Annotated in this window: 22 protein-coding genes; 11 read left to right on the top strand and 11 right to left on the bottom strand. The window is 42.4% G+C overall.

What is annotated here, in order from left to right:
* Window positions 1-192 precede the first annotated feature (192 nt).
* From DI392_RS13620 to DI392_RS13645, 6 genes are all read right to left on the bottom strand, one after another.
* Complete coding sequence (locus tag DI392_RS13620; RefSeq protein ID WP_109320317.1) at window positions 193-723, bottom strand: hypothetical protein; 531 nt, start codon at window positions 721-723, stop codon at window positions 193-195.
* A 4-nt stretch (window positions 724-727) separates the two neighbouring features.
* The gene (locus DI392_RS13625) at window positions 728-1249 is read right to left on the bottom strand and encodes an RNA polymerase sigma factor (protein WP_109320318.1); all 522 of its coding nucleotides are present in this window, start codon (window positions 1247-1249) and stop codon (window positions 728-730) included.
* A gap of 127 nt (window positions 1250-1376) precedes the next feature.
* The gene (locus tag DI392_RS13630) at window positions 1377-1979 is read right to left on the bottom strand and encodes a DUF6448 family protein (RefSeq protein WP_109320319.1); all 603 of its coding nucleotides are present in this window, start codon (window positions 1977-1979) and stop codon (window positions 1377-1379) included.
* Between the two features lie 886 nt (window positions 1980-2865).
* The gene (locus tag DI392_RS13635) at window positions 2866-3546 is read right to left on the bottom strand and encodes a nuclease-related domain-containing protein (protein ID WP_109320320.1); all 681 of its coding nucleotides are present in this window, start codon (window positions 3544-3546) and stop codon (window positions 2866-2868) included.
* Window positions 3547-3571: 25 nt separating this feature from the next.
* The gene (locus DI392_RS13640) at window positions 3572-4234 is read right to left on the bottom strand and encodes a hypothetical protein (protein ID WP_109320321.1); all 663 of its coding nucleotides are present in this window, start codon (window positions 4232-4234) and stop codon (window positions 3572-3574) included.
* Between the two features lie 119 nt (window positions 4235-4353).
* Window positions 4354-5001 carry a restriction endonuclease subunit M gene (locus DI392_RS13645; protein ID WP_109320322.1) on the bottom strand — a complete coding sequence of 216 codons (648 nt, stop codon included), beginning with the start codon at window positions 4999-5001 and terminating at the stop codon, window positions 4354-4356.
* A gap of 341 nt (window positions 5002-5342) precedes the next feature.
* Here DI392_RS13645 and DI392_RS13650 point away from each other — a divergent pair, with 341 nt between their 5' ends.
* A complete protein-coding gene (locus DI392_RS13650) occupies window positions 5343-6236 on the top strand; it encodes a DNA replication terminus site-binding protein (RefSeq protein ID WP_046225205.1) in 894 nt (297 codons plus the stop codon).
* 67 nt (window positions 6237-6303) lie between these two features.
* Here DI392_RS13650 and DI392_RS13655 read toward each other — a convergent pair whose 3' ends face one another.
* Window positions 6304-7386, bottom strand: coding sequence for a hypothetical protein (locus DI392_RS13655; protein ID WP_032073039.1), 1083 nt, complete (start codon window positions 7384-7386; stop codon window positions 6304-6306).
* A gap of 385 nt (window positions 7387-7771) precedes the next feature.
* Window positions 7772-8587: a hypothetical protein gene (locus DI392_RS13665; RefSeq protein ID WP_032073040.1), complete on the bottom strand. Its 816-nt coding sequence runs from the start codon at window positions 8585-8587 to the stop codon at window positions 7772-7774.
* Between the two features lie 350 nt (window positions 8588-8937).
* On the opposite strand from DI392_RS13665, the gene DI392_RS13670 reads away from it, so the two are divergent.
* From DI392_RS13670 to DI392_RS13695, 6 genes are all read left to right on the top strand, one after another.
* Window positions 8938-10575, top strand: a complete 1638-nt coding sequence (locus DI392_RS13670; RefSeq protein ID WP_046224259.1) for an Lcl C-terminal domain-containing protein — start codon at window positions 8938-8940, stop codon at window positions 10573-10575.
* Window positions 10575-11126, top strand: a complete 552-nt coding sequence (locus tag DI392_RS13675) for an Lcl C-terminal domain-containing protein (protein WP_014386830.1) — start codon at window positions 10575-10577, stop codon at window positions 11124-11126. Before DI392_RS13670 ends, DI392_RS13675 begins: the two co-directional genes overlap by 1 nt.
* A gap of 56 nt (window positions 11127-11182) precedes the next feature.
* Window positions 11183-12697: a UvrD-helicase domain-containing protein gene (locus tag DI392_RS13680; RefSeq protein WP_014386831.1), complete on the top strand. Its 1515-nt coding sequence runs from the start codon at window positions 11183-11185 to the stop codon at window positions 12695-12697.
* 119 nt (window positions 12698-12816) lie between these two features.
* Window positions 12817-13821, top strand: coding sequence for a conjugal transfer protein TraF (traF, locus tag DI392_RS13685; RefSeq protein WP_245884063.1), 1005 nt, complete (start codon window positions 12817-12819; stop codon window positions 13819-13821).
* A 1-nt stretch (window position 13822) separates the two neighbouring features.
* Window positions 13823-15262: a conjugal transfer protein TraH gene (locus DI392_RS13690; protein ID WP_014386833.1), complete on the top strand. Its 1440-nt coding sequence runs from the start codon at window positions 13823-13825 to the stop codon at window positions 15260-15262.
* A gap of 6 nt (window positions 15263-15268) precedes the next feature.
* On the top strand, window positions 15269-18910 hold the full coding sequence (locus DI392_RS13695; protein WP_014386834.1) for a conjugal transfer protein TraG N-terminal domain-containing protein: 3642 nt from the start codon (window positions 15269-15271) through the stop codon (window positions 18908-18910).
* Window positions 18911-18960: 50 nt separating this feature from the next.
* Here the strand turns inward: DI392_RS13695 and DI392_RS13700 are convergent, their stop codons facing one another.
* Window positions 18961-19347: a hypothetical protein gene (locus DI392_RS13700; protein ID WP_109320325.1), complete on the bottom strand. Its 387-nt coding sequence runs from the start codon at window positions 19345-19347 to the stop codon at window positions 18961-18963.
* Between the two features lie 702 nt (window positions 19348-20049).
* Here DI392_RS13700 and DI392_RS13705 point away from each other — a divergent pair.
* The 4 genes from DI392_RS13705 to DI392_RS13720 are packed head-to-tail and all read left to right on the top strand — an operon-like array spanning window position 20050 to window position 22067.
* Window positions 20050-20307 (top strand): helix-turn-helix domain-containing protein, encoded by a 258-nt coding sequence (locus DI392_RS13705; RefSeq protein ID WP_032073043.1) that lies wholly within the window; start codon window positions 20050-20052, stop codon window positions 20305-20307.
* A 45-nt stretch (window positions 20308-20352) separates the two neighbouring features.
* Window positions 20353-20895 carry a transglycosylase SLT domain-containing protein gene (locus DI392_RS13710; RefSeq protein ID WP_014386837.1) on the top strand — a complete coding sequence of 181 codons (543 nt, stop codon included), beginning with the start codon at window positions 20353-20355 and terminating at the stop codon, window positions 20893-20895.
* A 1-nt stretch (window position 20896) separates the two neighbouring features.
* The gene (locus DI392_RS13715) at window positions 20897-21502 is read left to right on the top strand and encodes a hypothetical protein (RefSeq protein WP_014386838.1); all 606 of its coding nucleotides are present in this window, start codon (window positions 20897-20899) and stop codon (window positions 21500-21502) included.
* Between the two features lie 37 nt (window positions 21503-21539).
* The gene (locus DI392_RS13720; RefSeq protein WP_342749706.1) at window positions 21540-22067 is read left to right on the top strand and encodes a FlhC family transcriptional regulator; all 528 of its coding nucleotides are present in this window, start codon (window positions 21540-21542) and stop codon (window positions 22065-22067) included.
* A gap of 76 nt (window positions 22068-22143) precedes the next feature.
* On the opposite strand, the gene DI392_RS13725 is transcribed toward DI392_RS13720, so the two are convergent.
* A complete protein-coding gene (locus tag DI392_RS13725) occupies window positions 22144-22419 on the bottom strand; it encodes a hypothetical protein (protein ID WP_014386840.1) in 276 nt (91 codons plus the stop codon).
* Window positions 22420-22432: 13 nt separating this feature from the next.
* Window positions 22433-23410, bottom strand: coding sequence for a ParM/StbA family protein (locus tag DI392_RS13730; protein ID WP_014386841.1), 978 nt, complete (start codon window positions 23408-23410; stop codon window positions 22433-22435).
* Between the last annotated feature and the right edge of the window lie 366 nt (window positions 23411-23776).

Here is a 23776-nt window from a genome sequence, read left to right on the forward strand (position 1 = left end):
CCTTTGCGTGTTAGAGCTAAAACTCAGCTGCAGATTGCGTCAGTAATTTTGTCCAAATCAGGCTAATGATAAACAGTCATTGCAAGATACTCGGAATCTCCCAGTAGCAAGCATCACGCAAGACTTGATGGTTTTGGTGCTAGTACCTTGAACGCCAACTCCTGAAGAAAAAGTGTCTGCCAAACCAGTGGATTACTCCCACGCAAGCCTCAATTTAACGACTGATTCAAACCCTAGTATATTGCCTAGGATTGCCCCTAATACCCAGAATAAGGAGCTAATAACAAAAGCATCCTTTCCGAAAGCGATAAGTAACGTGAAAGAAACAAAGCTATATCCGAGGAAAAAGGCATATTTCAGCTGGCTAATTGCTTGAATTTCACTTCTTTTCAAAACTGCTGCACTAACTGATGCTCCAACGGTTACAAAAAATAGACCGCAAAAAAGATGAAGTACAATATCGGAGCCAGTAGCATGAAGGCTTTGGAAAATAAAAGTCTCTTGTCCTATGCCAAATTGAGGACAAACTGTAAGTGACATCAGTCCAGTACTCACACTGATGAAAAGCATTTTTGCGTAGATTTGCCAAACTGGAAGGCAAAGGTCTTTTTCTACCATTTGAAGAATAGCATCATCGACTCGCCGGTCTGGTACAACAGGCTTTGTTTTTAGGAACTTTACGAAGTCTCTGAACGCATTTTTCTCGTCATTGTTCATATTCATGCTGTTATCCTTTATCTTTCATAAGGGAGCGTAATTTTTTTATTGCTCTGCTTACTATCTGTCGAGAATTTATCACCGAGGTTTGTGTCTGTTCTGCAATTTCTCTGAATGTTAAGCCTTCATTGAAACGAAGCGACAACGCATCCCGTTGGCTGCTGGTTAAACAGGAAAGCTGGTCTACATCGAAATCGTTGTAGTTAGAGGTTTCACTGTCGTTGTTCAACTCTAAGTGTTCAGTGTAAGAATCAACGTGTTTTGTATACGTTTCGTGTTTTCTTACATGGTCTATTACAGCATTTCTTGAAATAGTGAATACCCAGGGTAGAAAAGGAATTTCTTCGTGATACTTTTCTCTCGATGTGTGTAGCTTAACGAAAACGGTTTGAAATACTTCTTCTGCCTCTTCCTTATTTCTTAATTTATTCAGGAGAAAACCAAATATACGGCTTTTATGCCTTTGATATAGAGTCTGAAATGCTGATAAGTTACCGTTAGCATAAGCCAGCATTAGCTTCTCGTCTGTCATGCTCTAAGTCCCCAACAAACTATAATAGGATCTGATTCCTGTCTTAATAATAGAAGGCTGACAACAAGGTATGCAGTTGCCAGCCTAACAATCTTATTTCAGTCTATAGCTAAGGTTATTCATGGGATTAGTGTTCACTGTGGTTAGCTGCACCACCTTTAATGAGACCATGCAGACCTTCAACGTAGTGAGTAAACCCAACATAACTCTCAATGAATTCGCGACCTTCATCAACGCTATCATCTGCGTGTTTCTGGTTGTTAGATGCATGCGCAAAACGCTCACGAATACCATTTTCCATCGCTTTAGTTAAAATTTTGACAAGCTTATCTACTGAGCCAGAATCCAATGCCTTATCTGCAAGAGCAACCGCAGGGTCAATTTCCACACTAGGTTTCAAGCCTGTGTACGGTGCACCTTCACCAGCTCGATGAATGCGAACAAGAGTTTCATAAAAGTACATATCCGCAAGGTCTTTTGCCTGTGAAGACTCTTCTCTGACTTCTAATGTTGTTTCAAATGCGTGTACGATATTTTGTTCTTCCGCTGGCTCTACCCACTTTAATAATGGTGTTACGTCACCTTTATCTAGAGCTGCCTGAGCTGTCTTGATTACTGGGCCTTCCATAGTGTCACAATGAGCGAAAGCCGCCTGCGAGGACGTAAGCATCGCTACAGCTATGGCAGAGTGAGTTAGTAGCTTTTTTAGTTTGGTTTGATTGAATAACATATCATTCTCCTCAGATAAGATTTTTTGTGCTGTTATCTAATAGAACGAATGTGAAGATCGAAGTGTGACAGTAAAAAATAGTTTTTTGTCGAAGCAACTAGCTTGAAAAACAGCGGAAATGGGTGATCGGAATGCTCCGAAACATGCAAACTGAAAGTGAATTATGAATCGAACAGCTTAAAGTAGTGTTGGCTTTCCTGTAAATAGCTCACCCAGAAGGTTTGCAATACTAAACTTTATCCGAAGCATCGAGACTAGAGTAATAGGTCTAACGTGATTATGTCCCGAAACGACTTACCAATCCAATTAAAATTTCACTCTCACCGCATAACTATTATTAACGTCACATGAGTTATATTTGGGTAAATTGCGACTGATTGAAATCGCAAATTTGTTAGACGAAACCAATAATGGGGCAAAAGCTTGCTACAGCAAAAGACAAACTATGACAAAAAGCGTCGAAAAGTTTCGAACTTTATTGTTACTTCTTGCTTTGAGTTGGCCTATTGAGTGAAATTGAGTTTTGATCTTTATTGTCAGTTCTTTGCTATAGTGTCACGTAGCAATCTGCCCCGCGTAACAGAAAAGTTTCAATCTTTGTTGTTCAGCGACAGCTGATCACATTGATAATGGCTTTGACGATAATGGGAAGCAAGTAGCCCCAATTGCTCTATCTGTAAACTCTTCAAAATGGAAGCAAATACCAGCGTTGGCCGAAGAACATGGTCATTTCTATATTGAGATTCTTGATAGTGATGAGAGTAAAGCAAACCTTTATGTTCACCCTGCCACAATGAAAAGAGCCGTTCACAAAGAACATGAAAAGGAGTGTGACTGATGGCAGTGTAGGATGCAAACCGCTACTACACTGCCCTGAGTGCTAAGTTCAAGCACGATGTTTAGCTTTGAGGTTTTTCACATGCTTAAAGTTAGTTTTAAGCCCCTTTTCTAAACGTGCAGACTCTAGACTCTCATAAACACTATTAATGTCGATAAAAGAGCTTTCCTTGGATTGTTCATAAATATAATCTGCGGCCTTCCAACCGGATGTGAATAGTAGCTGTGGTGTGTTTTTACTCCTCCATTCGCACTCACCTACCATAACTACAATCGAGTAGAACGCTTCCTGGGGAATGCTAGGCAAAAGAGATTGAATTGCTTTCACATGCTTATAGTTTTGTCTGAACGGATTTTGAAACTTGTAGCTACGTTTAAATATCTTTTGAGTCCAAAATTGATCTGATTCCTTGCCATAAATCCAGCCTTTATAATGTTTTGTTTCAACGACAAATATTCCAGTTGGGGAAATAACAACATGGTCCACCTGAGTAGTATCTCCATCGGAAACTTCAAGAGTAACATCATCAAGTACTATGCAGTTATTACCACATTTTTTATTTAATATTTTTGATAAAGCCCACTCGCCTATTTTCCCTTTGATATGGCGTGAAAATACTTTGGCAACAAATAATAGTGTTACAGCCAAAATCAACATCCACGTTGTCGGTTGATTTAGAAGCTCTCCAAAAGCGCCAATAAATAGATTAGAAAAAAAGTCGCTCTGCATGATAGGTCCTATAATGATGAGATTTTTATAAGTTCTTATTTTCCGTGTCGTCAGATAAAACTTTGTAATAGTCAACGCTTGATGGACGAGCCATAAAATGCGCACTATTACTATCTTCTGGGTCAGGAACTATCGGTCTAAACCCGATAGTTCTGTAGAAACACTCTAATTTATATTGGCTTGTTTCGAAGTTTTCATTGAAAGAAGAAACCTGTTCAGCAATATAAGGATCATCAGTAAAGTTAGTAAACTGTAAAGGAACACACATAAGAACGGTCAAGCCTCTATTATGAGCAAAACGTCGTTCAGCATCTGAAATGATTTGTTGTGTCACTCCAAGGCCACGGAATTCTTCTTTTAAACAAATGTGATCAACGATTAAGACCTGTAGTTCTTCCAGATCCATGCCTGCATCTGCAATACAATCAGAAAATTCGTTATGATCTGAGAATAAACAAGAGTAATTGTAGAGACGAGCCTCAAGGTCTAAAGCTTCATGAATGTCTCCCCATTCATCTATAGCATGATAAACGTTAATTAGTGTAAATTGGACGCACCCAACTTTTACTTCTTCATCAGAATTGTGGTCAAAACTGAACACCTCCCCTTTGTAGACAGAGGCAAATTCGCCAGTATCTTCAAGTTGGGATGTGCATTCCATAGAATAAGTTATAGATAATGAGGGCATATGATACTTCTCCACTGCGTTATGATAAGAATTCGATTTTACACAGGCTATCGTGGCGGTTCGGTATTCCAAAATGCCCATAAAGGGCAAGTTTCGGGATGAATGAAGGCCAGACATGCTTAACCTACTTTATCTAGATAGGTTAAAGGTTGAGGTTCAAGGATATACACTAAGCCTTTGGGCGCACGGCTTAGTACATCAACAGCATTAATACTCAACTTTCTAACCTTCACCTCAAGGTTACTTAGAAGATTAATAATCTGAATCAACGCTGCCTTACACATAGTACGATCAACGTCTTCAAGCACTAAAACGCTTTGCTCCAACGTTTCTTTACCGTCGTTATGAATCTTGTCCATTATCCACTTCATCGCAATCGCTCCAGTGCCGGAGCATGGCTCATAGAAAGAAAGTTCTTGATTGTGATGGTCACTAGGCGATCCTACGAGTGCTGCGAGTAAACGCCCCAGCTCTGGTGGAGTAGGAAAGAAGTTTTGTCCTTGTTTGTAGTAACCACACTCGGAGAAAAACATGCCGAGAACGTCAATACCAGGATAGTTTCTCATGGCCGCACTCAAGATATGCGATAATTCGATAGCCGTAGGTTCCAGTTCTTTTGGCATTTTTGATGATGGAGGGTACAGCCCGGTCTGCTGATATGCCCAGTGGTCGATAAATGTATAAACAAACTCGGCAACACCCATACGATATCTAGCCGCCTCTATTACCTGAACTGCCTTGCGGATTTCGCTATGCACTTGCGACATTCATTCTCCCCTCTGTTTAACTCAACTCACAGTATCATAATATAATCCCATAAACATAGCAATTTAGACCATCATGCAATACCGGATACAGCTCCAATCCCCTCCACCACCGAGAAAACTGAAAGTACACCCCCCCCCTAACCACCTTGCTAGACCTCTCTTTTTTTCTCTCTTTTTCTCTATTTATCTCTCTCTTTCTAAATTCGGGGGCGAGCCCCGGCTCAACAAAGCCGAAGGAGGAGCGTTAGCGACGACCGAGGCTTATACCCCACTTTGCATGATGGTCTAAAAACGGCTAAAATGTAATCAATGATCCGTCAGAACAACGCAAGGAATAAATGATGAGCCAGATAAAAACGCTCTTTGACGACGTGACATTTAATCTGTCTCGTCTGAACAAACTACTAACGAGCACTATGCCAAGCATGGCGATAGTGAGCCGGATACCTCCAGTACATAAAGGCAATGAGCATGAGGTAATAAAACTCATCATGCCCGAGCACCATTCCGGCATGGCCGCTATGAAGCTGGCGGGTGAAGGCTACGTGGATCTGCACATCAAACACCCCTACTCACAGAAATCTGCCAGACGTTATGTTGGCGTGATCCACCTGCTGCCCTCTAATCCCAACAGCGCTGAGATTGTTCAGTTGGTACATAGCATCAACCAAAGCAAGGCCGACATCGAGGAGTTGGTGATCACTGAAAACGAAACCCGGCAAGCACGGTTCAAGGCAATCCATGACAACTGCCCCGGCGTCATGACAAAACATCTCTACAGACAAATCCACTGCCTAGTCGATGCGGACGTCAAATCAGTGAAGTTCAGTTGGCAGAGAAAAGATGCTTTGCACCAACCGGACAAAGCAGTACTAATAAGCCAAATGATCAAAGAACTGGAGCGAGCCAACCCTGAGAACGAGTTGCCCCTGACCCAGCTCATCAAGAAAGTCGCCAGCGCCCCTGATATGACACTGAGAATTCGTCGGGATGTTAAAGTACAGCCAGCGGCCAATGTGGTAAAACTCTCTGGGCAGAAAACCATGACTGCTCCGTTGCCGATCATCGTGGTACAAGATGAACCCTTCAAGGCTGGACAGATCGCTTCGTTTGTGGCCGCAGTGGAGAGAAAGCAACGCTCGGACAAACAAAGCTCAACTATCCTTGGCACGTTCGCTGGCCGACAAATAGAGCAGATAGCTCCCAAAAAGTTAAATAAAGAAGATTCAACGTAAAACGAAGACAGAAGAAATTGATATCAGTTGTTCGGTTAAACCGAACAACTGATGCTTTTAAGGATTGTTAGATGTTGTCGTCAATAGCCCAATACGATGAGCCGCTTGGCATTGCTGGAGATTGTTCAAGATGCTCAATTCCCATATCTTTAGCAACATACTGAGCTACATCATGAGACACGTGACCATCATCCAAGTCCGAAGCTATCATTGCTTGTGAGTAAACAAAAAAGGGAGGATGTTCCTTAAAATCACGTTGCCTCATCCAGGCTTGCACTGAGCGAGAAAAATATCCCCACAATTTGTTTTTATATAAAGCAGCTTGGTCAGCGATAGTTGGATTAGGATCGTTCAATTGAACGGATTTGGCCTTTTCAAACATTTCATAAGTAAACAAAGGTCTCCCGAAATACTCACTAGCAGAAGACAATAGAGTACAGAACTGATGATGTAGAACTCTATCCTCAGCCAAGTTTGGCACGTAATTCAAACCACACTTGTCGCAAATAACAGCATGACCTAAACCATCGTATTCAGGCGGCATCATTTCGACAACTGTATTGGACTGAACGCTCCTCAATTCATTCAAATATTTTTCAGTGACAAAAGTACCTGAATCAGAATCCTTTGGAAGGTGAAAATACTTAACCTCAGGGTCATAGTACCAATAACCTCCGCGTCCATTAGTGTAGCGTTTGCCTGTTATAACCACTGTGTACACAGTCATTGAACCTGCTGTGATGCTGGGGTTTTCCGAGTATGCTTTTCTTCTCCTCTCACAAAGCTCGGCGGATAATTCGTTTGACATAACTCGTACTGAGTCAAAAAGATTAATATCCAATATTTCAACTATATAGGATGTTGCCGCGTCAGGATTCGCATCAACCGGAGCTCGTTTTAAAAAAGGCACAGGAAGATCTAAGTCATAAGCGATAGGTGGTCGCTCAGTTAAAGCTTGATCTGTATTTTCAGAAAGCCCAGCCCCAGCCCAGTGGTTCCAATTTTTATAACCCTGAGCCTTAGCTAGTGCATGAAGGAGTTTGATTGGTTTCAGCGAAACATTAAAATCATCTTTCAATGTTGATGACAGTTTTCTTGCGAGATATTCAGCGTTTGATTTCGAGCCAAACGATATCGTGGTAGTTTTCATATTAAAGCAACTCCAAATTAACGGGGTATCTATGAAAGGTTGCCCTGATTACCTGCCAAGCCCCCAGTTAAATGAATCTGCATTAACACGGTTAGACATTTGCAAAGATAAAATCACCTGTTTCACAGGGCGGTCTAGTCAAAAGACTGGTCAAGGACTTGAGCATATTTCAGCGCGAAATCGTAATGACCCCAGAATGATAGCAAGTACATATCAAATGACACACTGTAGAACTGCCCGTTGAGGGCAATCAGGCAGAGAACTGATACATTCACACACATAAATTTGGTTCCCTCATAGATGAGGGAACCAAAATCCATCTGTTCAAAATCCAACCATCCGGAATTTCCGGATGGTTGGTAATTACGCAATTTGATAGTGGAGCCTATCCAAAGAGAGGTCTGTAAACACCAGCCAATACAGGGATGTTTCCTTCAATAGAACTTAAAAATTCCATAAGCTCATCTCGATCCATTACCTTATGATTGCCTTCACTATCAAAGTAAGCGAATTGCTCCACGGGAGAAAAATAGTGAAAGCCAATGCTGTGCTCCAGTTCCTCATTAAAAAAAGCACCAATGGCATTATCGAGACGGTAGTAAAGTGTATTAAGACGAGGGTTATCATAGACCCCAAAATAATCAAGCTGAGATTGTTTTTTCAGTTCATAAGAATCAGGTTCACGCTTTAATTGCGATAAAATGGATAACTTTGCTCGCTCCGCGATCTCTTCGTGAGTCATCATAAAACGCTTGGCAACAACAAATGAATGGATCACACCTCCATAGTTTTCGATATGGAAGTCGTACTCGTCATCCGGCCTCATATGCTCGATAGCTTTTTCTAGTGTAGACAGCACCTTACTACCACATAAATAAGCTATTTCGCTATCGTTAGCTCTAACTTCATCAATACAAGACGCATCTAAGAACTGAATTGGAGTGCGCTCCTCATGAGAAACAAAGAATTCATCATCCCCATTATCACCTGATAAATACATGAGATCAGATTTGGAGCTAAATGCAGAGCCACACCAGTGATTCCAGTTTTTATACCCGAGACATTTAGCCGTGGCGTGAAGCAGTTTTATTGGTTTGAGCGAGATGCTATGGTCTTGTTTCAAAACTGAGGAAAGGTTATCAGCAAATGAATTTGCAGCCTCTTTAGAGGCAAAAGTTACGTCATTAGATAGGTTTTTCATGTCAACTCCAATAGAGCGAGTTTATAGGATGCCCTGATTACCTAACATCGCTCCGGTTTACACGAAACATATTGGTTTAGATAAAAACACCTTTTTCACAGGGCGGTCTAGTCGAAGGACTGGTCAGAGATTTGAGCATCTTTCAGCGCGAAACCAAATTGACGATTAGATTTTCCTTTTCGTTACTCCATTTTTCCACTCCCAAACTGCCCAAAATGGACCATTACACGAAGTCTCTAACCTTTGCGACGTATTTGCCCAAAATGGGCTGATACAGAGTCATAATCTATGCACCTACCCTATTAGACTGGAAACCTCAAACAGGTCTAATTAAAGAGGGCAATACATTAATGAAACGTTCAGCATTGGCAATTGCTTTGATTGCAGCATTAAGCGGATGTGGTTCCGGTGGAGAAGATGGAGGAAGTAGTTCCAATACAAACACCAACCCAGGAACAAAATCTGGCTCTATTAAAATTGATAACATCTCGATAAAAGAAGGAAATTCAGGTAACAGTGATGCCAAAGTGCGTGTTACTCGTAGCGGTGGTAAAGATGGTGTAATTAAAGGTAAATACCGAACTACCCCTGGAACTGCATTATCAGATCAAGATTACCTGGAAACTGTTGGAGAATTTGAGCTTCAAGATGGCGTTACTCGGGTTGATTTGATCATCCCTATCATTGGTGATGTAAAGGATGAATATGATGAAACATTCTCCGTTCAAATTTTCGATGTTTCTGGTGCCTCCAGCATAGAGAGAGATACTGCTACCGTAACAATCACCAATGATGACTCCTCTCCAGAAATATCATTTACCTCAGAAATCAGAACCACATCAGAAGGAAGTGGTCGCGTTAAAATTCCGCTACAACTAAACACTTCATCAGGAAAAGATGTAAGCGTCAGTTACGAACTCAGTGGATTAGCTATTAACGGCCAAGATTATAGTGTCATCAGTGACAGCACTATTGTTTTCCCGGCTGGAACTACTGAGCAGTTTCTTGAGTTAAATATTGTTCAAGATGACGTTCCCGAAGGCGGTGAAACAATAAAAATTAAACTTACCGAGGCTAACAATGCCACACTCAGCAAACAGTTTGAGACCAGTGTTATTATCCTTGGAGACTTAGTGTTAAACGATACTGGCGTCACCAGATATGTAAATGGGAATGACTTCGATGCCCAAGGCGCACCTAATGATCTTCCTGGGCAAGATGCTGAATTTGGCGCTGATACTGACTCACCAAACTACTTAGATGGTTATGCAGGTTTCTCTTTTACAAAATTAGACGTTTCCGGAAACCACCTTCCTCATACAGCGACGGCATGGTCATGTGTCTTGGATAACCGAACAGGGATCGTCTGGGAAAACAAAGGTGATGCAATTACTGATATTCCATCTTCACTTTCGGAAGCAGAATTCAAAGCCCTAGTAAATGATGCTTGGCGTGCCAGCAGAAACCCAAGCTCAAAGGATTATGTTCCTTACCCTTATTATCACTGGCATCAAAACTGGCAAGCTAAAAACTACCTATACACCTGGTACAGCAAAGATAGAACTAATGACGGTGGCAGTGCTGGTGGCGCTTCACTAGAATTCCAAAACCGTAATGCTCCTGTTCACGATAAGGCACAATGCGCGTTCCCTACGACAGATAACGCTGGCTATGTAAAAGTCACATCATGTAGTACCGATGACTACATTCGTGCGGCCAACGAGCTAGCCGTTTGTGGCTATAAAGATTGGCGATTACCTTCCATTGAAGAGCTACGTTCTATTGCCAATTATGAAAACAGTCAAACACTGCTCGATACCGACTATTTCTATAACTACGAAGGTGGCGCACCGATTTGGTCTGGAACCCCGAGTTCAAATGGTGAAGGTACAGCATGGTGCATGGACTCAAGCAATGGACAAGCTAAGTTGTGTCATAAACAAAGCAACTCGGCGAGCATTCGTTTAGCAAGAGGAGGGAAACAGTGATGAAGTCCAAACTAACCGTTGCGGCAAGCATTCTTTGTCTTGTAGGGATATCAACTCAAACTTACGCACAGACTTGTAAGTCAGATATTATCGCTCCCACCACCAATATAGAGCAATTTACAGTACATAAAGACGGCACAGTTACTGACGCCGCAACAGGCTTGATGTGGACCACTTGCACTATGGGACAAAGATATAGTGCCGATAACTGCATTGGAACTCTAAAATCATTTCCTACTTGGTCTGATGCGTTACTAGCTGTGGACGACGCTAACAGCAGCAATTTACTAGGGTACTCTGACTGGAGACTACCCAACATTAAAGAGCTTGGTTCCATTGTCGAAAGGTCATGCTCAGCTCCTGCGATCAGATTGGAGGTATTCAAAAGCACCCCAAAAGTACTTTATTGGTCAAACACTCCTGACAGCAAGGTTAACCCTCAGTTGAAAGCGCGAGTTATTGATTTCAATGAAGGAACTGAGTTCGCATCGTTAGCACAATCTAATATATATCTGCGGCTAGTTCGTGACCTTAAAGAAACGTCCAACTAATTCCATCGTAAGCCCCGGATTTTATTCTGGGGCGTTCCCATAGTGAAGTACACGCGATGAACAAAACATTACCACCTGATACCCCAGAGCAAGCCCGAATCACCAACTATCAAGGAAACCAACTGATAGTTAGGGCCTATGCTGGCACGGGAAAGACAACAACCCTCATCAAATATGCTCTTGCTAATCCTCGCCTAAGAATGCTGTATATCGCGTACAACCGAGCGATAAGAGATGAAGCTGCGGAAAAGTTTCCCCGAAATGTTACGTGCAAAACCTCTCATCAACTAGCATTCGCATCTGTTGGACGTATGTTTGCGCACAAATTAGTGGGAAACATTCGCCTGACCGATATAGCACAAGCGTTAAACACAAAAAACTGGACTCTTGCAAGAGACTGCCTGGATACGCTAAATGCATTTATGTGCAGCGCAGATGACCAAATTCTGTATGACCATTTCGAAAGAGCAGATACTGGATTACTACTAACAACAAAGCAAGAGAGATACGTAATAGAAGTCGTTCAAAGTGCAGAAGATATTTGGAAGAGGATGTGTGAACCTCAAGATCCTTTCCCTATGGTTCATGATGGATACTTAAAGCTGTACCAATTATCTCACCCCAATTTATCATTGAGATACCAGGTAATCCTCTTTGATGAAGCACAGGACGCTAACCCAGTAACTAGTGACATTGTAATTAGGCAGCGCTCAAGGACTATTCTTGTTGGAGACGTCCACCAGCAAATCTATCGTTTCAGAGGTGCAAATGATGCGATGAATAACCCCCGCTTCTCGAACGCAGATCAACTCTACCTCACACATAGTTTCCGATTTGGGCCTAATGTAGCGATGGTTGCTAATGCCCTTCTCGAACTAAAAGGAGAGACCAAGCCGGTAATTGGGCGCGGAGCTAAAGATCAGGTTCTTATGATGCTACCTCAAAATATCGGGCATCATGCTGTGTTACACCGCACGGTAATGGGAGTTATTCAAACTGCTTTGGGCTACACAGGTGCGGGACATAAAGTTTTCTGGGCTGGTGGTATAGAGTCTTACCAAATCGACTATCTGGAAGATATCTTTTGGTTCTCACGTGAAGAAAGAGAACGTGTCAGAAACAAGCAGATACTTAATGATTATGAGGACTATCAAGAGTTCACCGAGATAGCTCGTGCGACTCAAGACAACGAGATGTTTAGAGCGATGGCAATTATCGAAGCCTACGAAGATCTTCCTGAACATCTTGCGATATTACGCCTTAACACCGTAAAAGACGAATTGGTTGCAAATGTCACTGTGTCTACCAGTCATAGAGCAAAGGGACTGGAGTGGGATTATGTCCAACTATTTGATGACTTCCCTGACGTTTTGGACCCCGAGCTAGAACCTGAGGCACGGGATGATGAGATCAATCTACTTTACGTTGCAAGCACGAGAGCCATGCGAGCACTTGCGCTTAACGCTTCAGTGGAAATGGTGATCAGGTACATCACCCATAAGCGTCAACTTGAAAAGATTCAGCAGGAAGAAGCAACTAACAATCAGTCAGAACACATAAAAACAGCCTAATCGACCAAAAATACAACAATAAAACCTCCCCTAATTGCCCTAAATGGGAGGTTTCAGATGCATTCCTTAATCCTCCCCCCCGTTACCATATGCCTGAATGGGAAAATATGTGTGGTGACATGAACAACAAGACTTTAAAGAAAGCTACTTTAGCGCTGGCATTGATAGCCTCAATGCCAAATATCTCCGTAGCAGAAGACAGTAGGCCCGGCTTTTACGATAGAAAGGCGGAAGGATGGTTTTTCTATGAAGTCGAGCCAGAAGAAAAAGAAGTACCTAAACCTAAGCCAGTAGCAGTGCAACCTCCCCCACCACCTCCTGAGCAAGAACAGATGGCCCAGAGTGAAGGACCTGAATATTTTTCTGCTGCGTGGTTTAGAGAGAACTTACCTAAATACAAAGATGCTTGGTGGGATAACCCAACCATTGAGAACGCTAAAGCTTTTGCTTACATGCAGCGATTCGCAATGGATCGTTCAGAACAAGCGCAAGATGCATATGAACTGGCTATTTTAGGTGATCCTTATCTTGATGAAGTGTCCAGAAGACCTTATGCCACGTTCGCATCTCAGCAAGTAGATAGTAAGGCTGGGAAGGAAAGGCAGACATTACTTGGGACTGTAGCAAGTCGTATGGGTCTATTTTTCTTCTACCAGCCAAACTGCGAAATGTGCGAAATACAGGCTCCAATAGTCAAAATGCTTGAGCAAGGATATGGATTTACTGTCGTGGCAGTATCTTCTGACGGCACCCCTTTCCCAGGAAACATTTTCCCCGAGTTCAAAGTAGATAACGGCCATGCCGAACAGCTAGGTGTCGTCACCTACCCAGCTTTATTCTTAGCTTCACCAGATGGGAGTTTTGCTCCTGTTGGGCAAGGGGTAATGTCACTTCCAGATACAGCCAATCGAATTCTAGTTACTGCTCGCCGAGCAGGTTGGATCAGTGATGACGAATTCAACAAAACAAGAGCACTGGTTAATACCGACAACAACATTGCGGAAATTCTTACCGATAAAACAGGTGAGGCTTCCTTAGAAGAAATCATGACGGATGATAAAGGGAACTATATCCCGCCGGAACAATTGATGGACTTCATCCGCGAAAAAATTAAGGAGAAATAAGATGTTCAGAAAGAACAAGCTGCGGAAGAAAGCTCTCGCTATTTGCGTAGCATCCGTTCTGTGGACAGTACCGAGTATATCTACAGCTAACGGCTTAAAGTCTGAAATGGACGCCCTTTTCAATGAAATGAGCAATGTCACTCAACCAGGTGTATTTGAAACACAGCGTCGAGGGGTTCTGGCTGGTGGTCGATACACCACGAAAACACGCATATTTAATGAAAACCTAGTGTCATTCACACCTCCATCATGGAAAGCTGGTTGTGGTGGTGTTGACCTATTTGGGGGCTCATTGAGCTTTGTTAACGCAGAACAAATCGTCACTTTGCTGCGTTCGGTAGCTGCAAATGCAAAGGGATACGCATTCCAATTAGCATTGGATAACGTCTTTCCTGATGGTGCAAAATGGATAGAAAACTTCCAAAAGAAAATACAACAATTAAACCAATATTTGGGTAATTCTTGTCAACTTGCACAAGGTATCGTAAATGACGCTACCTCTTCATTCGATGTTAAACACAAAACTGACGCTTCCATTACAGCTACCACAACGGGTCTGTTTGACGATGTATTCTCATCTAAGCAAGAGCAAGGCGGTTCTACACCACTCGAACAATTGAAATCAAACAACCCAGATGAGTACAAGAAAATGATTGGTAATATCATCTGGAAGCAATTGAAGAAAAATAATGCAAACGCATGGTTCACATACGGAGACAACACATTACTAGAAGCCATAATGTCTGTGACGGGAACAGTAATAATCGGTGATATTGTTAATGATTCACACGCAAGTATTACGGAAAAAACGACACCAATCACCACTTTACCTGGCAATAAAATCCAAATTTCAGATCTAATCACTGGTAGTAACGTTGAAATATACTCATGTGGTTCAGATACTGAAAATTGCCTAAGCGCTGGGGCAACTGGTGGCGGTGTTAAAACCGTCAACATCACAGGCATAAAGAGCCAAATTGAAGATATGCTTATTGGTTCAAGTACATCTACAGGTATTATTTTCAAGTTTGCTAGTAATGCTGGAACACTATCAACTAGCGAGCAAAACTTTTTAGCTAGCTTACCTGTTGGTATAGGTGCAATCATCCGAAATCTTTCTGTTCTATCTAAAGACTCTGCAATGTTATTTGCCTCAGAGTCGTCTGGAGCGATTTCTCTAGCAATGATGTATTCATTTACTAATGAGCTTTTCAGAGCTGCATTTATTGCTATATCAAACAGTGATAGTCCTTATAAACAGCAAGCGTTGGAAGTATTACGTGAATCTCAAGCCAACATGAGAGCCGAATACTCAATTCTTACAGCTCAATATGGAGATCTCTCTTCTCAAATCGAAAAGTACAACAACCTCCTAAATAACGTTCGAAAGCAAAAATATATGTTATCGACGCTAACTAAAGCACCAAGAACAAAGGAGTAAAACTTCATGCCTGAATTTACTATTTACTCCATTGGCGACTCAGCATTTCTTGAGCAGATATTAATTGCTGTAGCCATGATCACGGGGACCAATGACTTCACCAAGATGGTCAGTGTTGGGTTGCTTATTGGTGTAGTGATGATAACCGTTCAATCTGTTTTCCAAGGGGCAAAACAGATCAATATTCAGCAAATTTTTATGGGGTGGCTACTATACGCCTGCTTCTTCGTACCGACTTCATTAGTCAAGATTGAAGATGCTTACACCGGGCAAGTTCGTCCTGTGGCAAACGTGCCGATTGGTATAGGCTTTGCCGGAGGTGTTATATCGAATGTTGGCTACACCCTAACAAAATTATTTGAGACTGGTTACGGCATTATCGTACCCAATGTTACTGAAACTCACTTTTCTGAAACACTCAAGCTACTGAATGATGTAAGACGCGGTGTGTACGATAGCGCTATTTTTACAGCCCTAAACCAAGAGCAAGGTGGTGGCTATGTTGATGTTCGTCGCTCAGTTTCTAATTACATTAGAGAATGTACGCTAACAAAAGTAGATCTCAACCTGATGAGCTTAGATGAGCTTCTAACACTCCCTTTAGATCAAGCCTTACAATTCAATTCTTCACTATACGGAACGCGTGTATATCTAAACGCGTCGAATCCCGATGGTGGTGATTTTACTTGTAGTGAGGCATGGTCTACAGCTGAGGGGGTTGGCATTGTTGGGGCATTAAATAACCTAAGTGGGTCCAATGTAAATAACGCTTTAAACAATCTACTTGGTGTAGATCCTACCTATACAGGTGTAAATGCTCTAACAAAGATAGCTGACTCATTACAAGCAGTAGGAGCAATTTCCACCTCAGCAGTAGAATATACAAAAGTCGCTCTACTAGAGCCTTTGTATTATGAAGCAGCTGCCGGACGATACCAGGACCTTCAAGACTATGGTTCTGCATTGATGATTAACCAAGCGATTCAACAGCGAAACACTCAATGGGCAGCAGAGCAATCTATGTTCATGTCAGTCGTCAGACCGATGTTAACGTTCTTTGAAGGTTTTGTTTACGCGATAACTCCTATAATGGGCTTTATCATCGTTATGGGTTCAATGGGAATGACGTTGGCAGGAAAATACTTCCAAACGGTTCTCTGGATACAGCTATGGATGCCAGTTCTATCTATAACAAACCTATTCATTCATACAGCAGCGACTAATGAAATGGCAAGCCTGTCTACACCAGGCTTAAACTCAATGTATGCATTATCCTCAACAGGAGACATTCTACAGAACTGGATCGCTACGGGGGGAATGTTAGCAGCAGCCACTCCTATTATTTCACTATTCATAGTGACAGGATCAACATACGCATTTACCAGTCTAGCTAACAGGGTTAACGGTTCTGATCATGTCAATGAGAAAATTCAGTCGCCTGACGCTTTGAATCAAGGCCCAGTAATGAACAGTCAACCTGCATATAACCACAACCAATTTAGTGGGACGATGGCAACAGGAGCGGAAAGCATGATCAGTTCATTTTCTCTTGGCTCATCTATTGGAAGCGGGGTTAGCTCAGCAAGGGCAGTACAAAGCCAGAAGTCAGAAGCATTCTCAGACACCCTTGGCCGAGGTTTTTCTCATGGCGTATCACAAGACCAAGCATACTCCCGTCTTTCTAGCATTGGCCGAACAATCGGTTCACAAAACACTCAACAAAGCCAGTTGGTTAATCAACAAGCTAAAAGCTTCATGGATAAGTTTCAAGTTGATGATCAACATGCCGATGCTGTAAAAGGCGCGTTCGCAATGCAGGCTACAGGCTCTTTAGATGTAAAAGAAGCTGCGGCAATGGTAATGCCACTGATGGGCACCGCTCGTGCAGCAGTAAAAAATGCAGTTAAAGGTCCCTCCAAAGGAACTGGTTTGGCAACTATACCTTCTCAAGAGGATGGAGCCAAAGGCGGTGGTGGTGATATTGTAGGTCTAACTGCTCAAGCCCAGGGAAAAACGGAATCGTCTGCAACAGATACGTCAACATGGTCTGCCAGTGATGTATCGCAATTCATGAAAAATGTTTCATGGGGGAAGACTGATTCTCAGGCACTTACCAATCAATTAGCTCATGGCATTAATAGACAAGGTGGCGAATCCTTTAAACAGTCATGGGGTGATAATTTATCTCAAAATCTATCTAAGTCTGCACAAGAGCTTGTTTCTGCCACTAATGCATATACAACAATGGATCAATTGCAAAACTCTATGGGCTCGATGACAAATAGCGACTTTAAAACATTGGGTGGCGAAGTCGCTCGCTCGCCAGAAGCAATGGATTACCTCAACCAACATTATCAAAATGCACCGGACTCAGTTCGAAAAGAAGCGGCAAATCTCGAACAAAGATATCGTGGTTATGGCATGGACCCAGGTGTAGCTAAAGCGGCAGCTAGACTGACAGCTATGACAAATACCAACAACTATCAGCCAGGGCAACAAGTTGGAGGCTTCCAAGCTGCTGTTAGTGCAATCAACTTAGCTACCGGGAGAAATAGCGGATTTGAAAGCGACCCTCTACAGTACAGCGGCCTCACTCCTCCGACTGTGCCAGAGAATTTAGGGCAGACAGTTGGCAGCAACGTTGGAAGCGGTCCTGTTTTACCTTCCAATTTTAGGGAGAACACAATCAGTACGTCTGGCACAGCTCCGGTAACAGAAACGCCACCAACACCTCCTGTTACTCCGGTAACTGGCGAACATGATGCAAACCTCCAACAATTAGGCAATCTTGCAAATCAGACTAACCGAGCTGTTTCTAGCCCAGAAGAGCAAAAAGCAAGAAATAATATGCTCAATGCTTTGCCGGATATGTCATGGAGCGCTTCCACTTGGGGGGCAGTAGACAATACTGGAGACTGGTTGGCTCGAAGAGCTGAGCAAGTTGGTGGTGCAGCAGTAGCTGGTGGACAGGCGACAGCGAGCGATTTTTCAAATGCAATGGATCAGTTGCGAACCATGACACCAGAACAAAGGGACCAGTTTATCGAAGCGACTCAACGTGGTGACGACTATATATCCGAAGAGTACGGCTTTGGCGGAGAAATGGCAGTTGCAGCGGCAAAATTAGGTCGTAATGTTATTGGCGCAGCAGCTAGCGGTTACAACGCAGCCAAAGAGTGGTTAACGGGAGAGTCGGATCTCTCAGAAGCAGCTAAAGGAATGAGCTTAGAACAACGAGGGGCATTCTACGCAGCAGCGGCAGCGTCGGCAGCGGAAGCTGGCGGTAGTGCAGCAGCTAATTTCATGGAACAATATGGAGATGAATTCAAGCAAACTATGGCTGAGCTCGGGACATCGAGATACGGTTTAACAAACGAACAAGCGGCTGTTTATGCTGAATCTTTTGATACTAACCAAGATAGAATGAGTCAAGCTGTTAACAACTTAAAAATGCAGTATGCTGAAACTGATGCTAATGGTTCAGTAATGATGAATGAAGATGGCAGCCCTGTTTTATCTCAACAAAACCAAGAGTTTACAGACCAACTTGTGAATGTTTTACAAAATGCAGGTGACGCTGGAGATAGATCAGGAAGTTATCTTACTGCCGTTCGTGGCTACAACATTGCAAATCAGCAATTCGATTAATTCTTCCCTTTCACCCGAATCCAAAAGGAGCACCAAGTGCTCCTTTTTATTTAGAAGGTATTAAAAGGATTACCATTTGAATCTACATCCATACCTTTGTGGCCCATCATTGGCAAACCTGTAGCGGGATTGTGTCGTTTTTTCTTTGCGCATCTCCCAGTTCCTATTTTATTAACACCACCAGAATAAACAGCGCGCATCCCAACGAAAAGAATAAAAGCCATCATTGCTACCAATGCTACTTGCCACTGTATGTATGCGACAGCAGACCAGAAAACAATCGCTGCAAATGGACTTTTATGAACCAATAACACAAACCCCAACGTCCAGTACATTACAGGAACAGACATCAAAGCCCATCCCCAAGCAGTATCCGCTGCCATAACAAACCCCAGCAGCAACAGAAACAAACCGATAATATTAATGACATGCTTCATGCTCTTACCCTCAACGAATTTCATAATACCAATATAACACAGAATCAAATAATGCAACCATGAATCCGTCTTCTACTACTCACTTTCACATGTGAAAGTGCCTATAACGCCATCTTCATATAGAAAAATATGAAAAATGTGACTTTCACTCAGCAAAAATGTGATGAATACGCTAAATATAATAAAGAACCATTTGTGAAATCAGTTGATTATAATTTTATTAGTGGTTAAAATGCACCCTATTCGGTCAAATGTAATGGTTGCAATTGCATCTGATCCCATCTGCAAGTCAGAGTATTAATAAGAATCACCCTTAGGGTTAGTTGTGAATTTATTAGGAACCAGCGCCCGCTCGGTTCCTAAACCTTATTTAGCTTACTACACACACGTAGAGTACATTCCTTTTTGGTACTCTGCCTCTTCGTACCACTCCCCCGAATGGTACGCCTATAGCCCATGACTCCAACCCAACTGGGCATAAAATTCTAGCAGGTCAAAAGCACCTGCATAAAAATTAAACTTCAAATTTCAATTCGCTTACTGCAAAAAACGTTACCACGCAAGATAAAACTATTTTTAAAGTTTTTTTCTGTTGATAGGCTCACTTTATGATCCTATAAATAAGGTCATAATACGTCAAGAAATGTCAACAAACGACAAGAAAGCAACTTTAAAAAGAGTTTGGTAATAGAGAGACAAAGGATGTATTTGAATAGCGAAATTCCCCAAAACGAAGAACAGAAACGCAGTTGGATAAAGTATCAATTAAAGATACAAGGGAAATCCCTGGCATCCCTGGCAAGGGAGCACAAAACATCTCGACAAGTACTTTCTAACACTTTGTACGAACCGTCCCCGCGCTGGGAGTACGTTATCGCACAAGCGTTAAACAAAAAGCCTACTGAGATATGGCCGGAAAGATACGAAGACGGATTACCAAAAGAAAAATTGAAAGTTTAAGGGATCACCCCGAAGGACTGGCTAGGAAAATAAGGGTTTTCATATATGGCAAGGGTCAAGAAGTTTATAGCAATTACGTTGCTCGGGATGTCTAGCGTAGCAAACGCGATTGACTTAACTGGTACAGTATTCGAAAAGGCAGCAATAAAACACGGTGTAGAAGCGAAGCTTTTGTACTCTGTTGCGTTGGCTGAGTCAGCTACAGGTCGAGGTGATGGAAACATTAGCCCTTGGCCTTGGGCATTAAGGACACTCAAAGGTGGTCCTCATTACGAGACCTCTCTCGAATCAGCCAAGTTAAAACTCGATGCACTTCTCGCTCAGCACGGAAGAAATGTTGACGTAGGTATGATGCAAATCAATCTGCGTTGGCATGGAGATAAAGTAAGTTCTCCAGATGAGCTCTTGGACCCTGCTAAAAACGTTGACGTCGGAGCTGGTTACTTAGCCCAGTGCATTTCGTCCGCTCCTGGAGATTTGGAGCTAGGCATCGGTCGTTATTACACCTGGTCTGATGAAGCTAGAGCAAGAAATTACGGCAGTCGAATCCTTGCCATTTATAGAAACTTGGATACTGAGGGCATTTAGGATGGACTACTCATGTTCTTACAATATGAATATTGCCTCTCTTAGTGAATCCCAGGCTGATAGAAATGTTTACGAATTTGATCTGTCTTTATGGACATTGTTGAAGCACCTAGCAGAAATCCACCCACGAGAAGTCTCGGAGCAATTTTCTCTTCCACTGGAAACAGTGGAAGCACTTGCGGATGCTACAAAGCATCAATTAGAGCTCTTATCATCAGGTGTAATCCTTTCTTTTAAGCTTTCCTCGCCAGAAAAAATCTATATCTCACACTTGGAGCAATCCTTCGATCAAATTTGTTTGACGCCTTCTTCTGACTCTGGATTTGGGGCTGCATATTGGCTGCTTATGGGAAAAGTGTCACAGCAAGACATTAATATTGCAGCGCAAACTTTCGGGGTCTCAGTCAACCTTACAAAAATCGTATCTCAAGCCTCTGATAATCAACTAAGAAACTTAGCATGTAGCCAGGACATGCCATTTTCGATCAGGTTTTCACCTGAGCTGGTGAGAGAAATTCTGGACAGTGACGAACAAAGGGTTACACACCTCATTTTAAAGAAGCATCAACAATCTATAACTACAACGGGAGGCGGCAATGAGTTGTAATTCAAACTCTTTGGCCCGATGGATATCGGCTAGGAACATGGCTTTGGCTGGATACATTACCAAGATCATCATGGTAGAAACAGGACTTACCTACAAGCAAGTACGTAGAATGTACAAAGAGCTAGAAGATGAAGGTCTTGAAATTTGCAGGAAGAGTAGAACTGCGCGTGGAGGTGCAACTTTGATTCATAGCCATACATCAAAGATTGAAGCGTCTCTATTGATGCAGCTTTATTACAATATAGCTGGCGAAGCGGCCCTTCGTTCAATAAACATTGATGCACTCCATGTGGCTTACCAAATGTATTGCGCTATTAGAAATGAGACGCCTGGAATGAAAGGAACTCGTTGGCAGATGCTCGACATCACCGATGCGTGGTGTTTAGCCCAAGAGCTGCGTTCTGGTGAAGCTATGATAGAAACTTGTCATAGCTGCAAGTGCAACTACTTCACATCAGTTAATCAAAGAACAAGTGTGGATTGCCCTTTCTGTAAAAACCAAGCATGTAGCGGAAAAAATGAAGAAGAATCGCTCACCCATGAAAGCAACTATTCTTATGCTTGATTTGCTCATTGATTAAAAAAGGGGTGAGATTTCTCACCCCTTTTCTATTGGAACAACGCTCTATTTACAATCTGCGTCATACACTTTGCAGCAATTTACCTTTCAACCCATTCCTAGCTTTGTCTAACTTATTATTTTTCTCTTCAACCTGCTCTTCAAGTGGAGGGCTAAAGTGTTGGACTGTAGTCATTGCCCCACCTCTAAGAGCATACATACCTAACATAGCTAAACATCTAAGACGGTCACAACGTTCCTTATGATGCATTTGAGATAGCTCTTGATAAAGCTCGGGAAATGCCTGCTCTGAGACTTTGAAATTACTAATTTTCCCATCCCAATCACTACTAGCCATATGTCCCCCTTAACTAGCCGCAGAACCAAAAACCACGAGCATTCGATGCCACTGCGTTGGAAGGAACCACAACCTTTGAATGAGGGAACAGTTCTTTTGCAGCTTCTTTGTAAGCCGAAGCTCCTCCACCAGCAAGCAACACAGCATCAGCAGCCATACCTTCTTCACGCATAGACTTCTTCATAGGCGTTAATGCATTTGGAGCAACCTTAGACGCAGCCTTATCGAAGTACTCACTAAGAGGAACTTTCGAACCGTGTAGAAGCAATTCTTTCTTATTCGAGCGGATAGCTTTTTCGATTTTTTCTAATCCAGGTCCCGTACCATAGTCCTCTTGTATTAGTCTATTTAGTTCCTGTAGAAGAATAGACATTGCTTTCAGAGACGTACCAGAAGATTGATAACGTACCTCCCCCTCTTCGAGAGCGACCCAATCAACACTAAAAAACCCAGGGTCAATAACAACTGTTCGACCTTCATTTATGATTTCTAACAGTTCCTCATCATCGCAAGAACTAACCACATCCATATACGCTCCGGCAGGCTGAGGCACGACTACAACTGATTTCACCAGCACCTTTCTTTTAGGTGAAATTTGATGCTCACCAGTAAGACGTTCAACAAGTGCATCTCTCTTAGACTTATCCATAAACTGATCAACAGGAAGACCAGTTACAAGAACATCAATCTCTGAACGTCCGCTCAAAAGTAAGCCAGCTAAAAATAAAGCCTTATACGATTTGGTTGAGGGATAATCACCATGTAACTCTCTTTCCCAACCCTGCAATCGATCTGGCTCTACCCCAGCGACCCATTTTTCTCCGTCTATGTCCACCAGGATACAATTAGACGCGCCTCCCATTAACTGCTGAGGCATAAGCTCTGCTGGCCCAGCGCCTACAGGCAGAACTTCAACCTTAGGCTCTTCCCCCTTCTCTCCGTATGCAAGTTTTAAGTTTGAGTATCCAATATCTAGACCAAGAACAAACATGCCCCACTCCTATTAAATCAAAAAGTAATCACAAGATGGCTTTTAGATGCAATTCAGCCGATGAGAGACAATTTACATCACGACATTTACCAAGACCGCCTCCACAATTGCCCAAAAGGGGCGTTTAGATTGCTTTTCGATTAAAAAAACCAAAAAAAAGCAACAATCGAAGCATTTGCTCAAGACTCTTTAATAACCTCGCTGGTGTATAGTGAAATATTTATGAGTAGAAATCCTATATCTATCTGGATAAAACCGATACATAATCATAAAGATTGCAATATCTAGGATATTGGTAACAAATTATCCAGATAGATAGAGCGTTGACAAAAATAATTCACGAGCTATCGTAAGAGAGTACCTATC

Origin of the sequence: Vibrio albus, assembly GCF_003144035.1 — a bacterium.
In the GTDB taxonomy this organism is placed as follows: domain Bacteria; phylum Pseudomonadota; class Gammaproteobacteria; order Enterobacterales; family Vibrionaceae; genus Vibrio; species Vibrio albus.

What these genes read in the sequence shown, in the direction of transcription:
- DI392_RS13635 (WP_109320320.1), bottom strand. Translation starts at nt 3,546, where the DNA reads ATGCAGAGCGACTTTTTTTCTAATCTATTTATTGGCGCTTTTGGAGAG.
- DI392_RS13645 (WP_109320322.1), bottom strand. Translation starts at nt 5,001, where the DNA reads ATGTCGCAAGTGCATAGCGAAATCCGCAAGGCAGTTCAGGTAATAGAG.
- DI392_RS13730 (WP_014386841.1), bottom strand. Translation starts at nt 23,410, where the DNA reads ATGTTTGTTCTTGGTCTAGATATTGGATACTCAAACTTAAAACTTGCA.
- DI392_RS13670 (WP_046224259.1), top strand. Translation starts at nt 8,938, where the DNA reads ATGAAACGTTCAGCATTGGCAATTGCTTTGATTGCAGCATTAAGCGGA.
- DI392_RS13620 (WP_109320317.1), bottom strand. Translation starts at nt 723, where the DNA reads ATGAATATGAACAATGACGAGAAAAATGCGTTCAGAGACTTCGTAAAG.
- DI392_RS13705 (WP_032073043.1), top strand. Translation starts at nt 20,050, where the DNA reads ATGTATTTGAATAGCGAAATTCCCCAAAACGAAGAACAGAAACGCAGT.
- DI392_RS13655 (WP_032073039.1), bottom strand. Translation starts at nt 7,386, where the DNA reads ATGAAAACTACCACGATATCGTTTGGCTCGAAATCAAACGCTGAATAT.
- DI392_RS13700 (WP_109320325.1), bottom strand. Translation starts at nt 19,347, where the DNA reads ATGAAGCATGTCATTAATATTATCGGTTTGTTTCTGTTGCTGCTGGGG.
- DI392_RS13630 (WP_109320319.1), bottom strand. Translation starts at nt 1,979, where the DNA reads ATGTTATTCAATCAAACCAAACTAAAAAAGCTACTAACTCACTCTGCC.
- DI392_RS13725 (WP_014386840.1), bottom strand. Translation starts at nt 22,419, where the DNA reads ATGGCTAGTAGTGATTGGGATGGGAAAATTAGTAATTTCAAAGTCTCA.
- DI392_RS13640 (WP_109320321.1), bottom strand. Translation starts at nt 4,234, where the DNA reads ATGCCCTCATTATCTATAACTTATTCTATGGAATGCACATCCCAACTT.
- DI392_RS13720 (WP_342749706.1), top strand. Translation starts at nt 21,540, where the DNA reads ATGGCTTTGGCTGGATACATTACCAAGATCATCATGGTAGAAACAGGA.
- DI392_RS13665 (WP_032073040.1), bottom strand. Translation starts at nt 8,587, where the DNA reads ATGAAAAACCTATCTAATGACGTAACTTTTGCCTCTAAAGAGGCTGCA.
- DI392_RS13675 (WP_014386830.1), top strand. Translation starts at nt 10,575, where the DNA reads ATGAAGTCCAAACTAACCGTTGCGGCAAGCATTCTTTGTCTTGTAGGG.
- DI392_RS13650 (WP_046225205.1), top strand. Translation starts at nt 5,343, where the DNA reads ATGAGCCAGATAAAAACGCTCTTTGACGACGTGACATTTAATCTGTCT.
- traF (WP_245884063.1), top strand. Translation starts at nt 12,817, where the DNA reads ATGAACAACAAGACTTTAAAGAAAGCTACTTTAGCGCTGGCATTGATA.
- DI392_RS13625 (WP_109320318.1), bottom strand. Translation starts at nt 1,249, where the DNA reads ATGACAGACGAGAAGCTAATGCTGGCTTATGCTAACGGTAACTTATCA.
- DI392_RS13690 (WP_014386833.1), top strand. Translation starts at nt 13,823, where the DNA reads ATGTTCAGAAAGAACAAGCTGCGGAAGAAAGCTCTCGCTATTTGCGTA.
- DI392_RS13695 (WP_014386834.1), top strand. Translation starts at nt 15,269, where the DNA reads ATGCCTGAATTTACTATTTACTCCATTGGCGACTCAGCATTTCTTGAG.
- DI392_RS13710 (WP_014386837.1), top strand. Translation starts at nt 20,353, where the DNA reads ATGGCAAGGGTCAAGAAGTTTATAGCAATTACGTTGCTCGGGATGTCT.
- DI392_RS13715 (WP_014386838.1), top strand. Translation starts at nt 20,897, where the DNA reads ATGGACTACTCATGTTCTTACAATATGAATATTGCCTCTCTTAGTGAA.
- DI392_RS13680 (WP_014386831.1), top strand. Translation starts at nt 11,183, where the DNA reads ATGAACAAAACATTACCACCTGATACCCCAGAGCAAGCCCGAATCACC.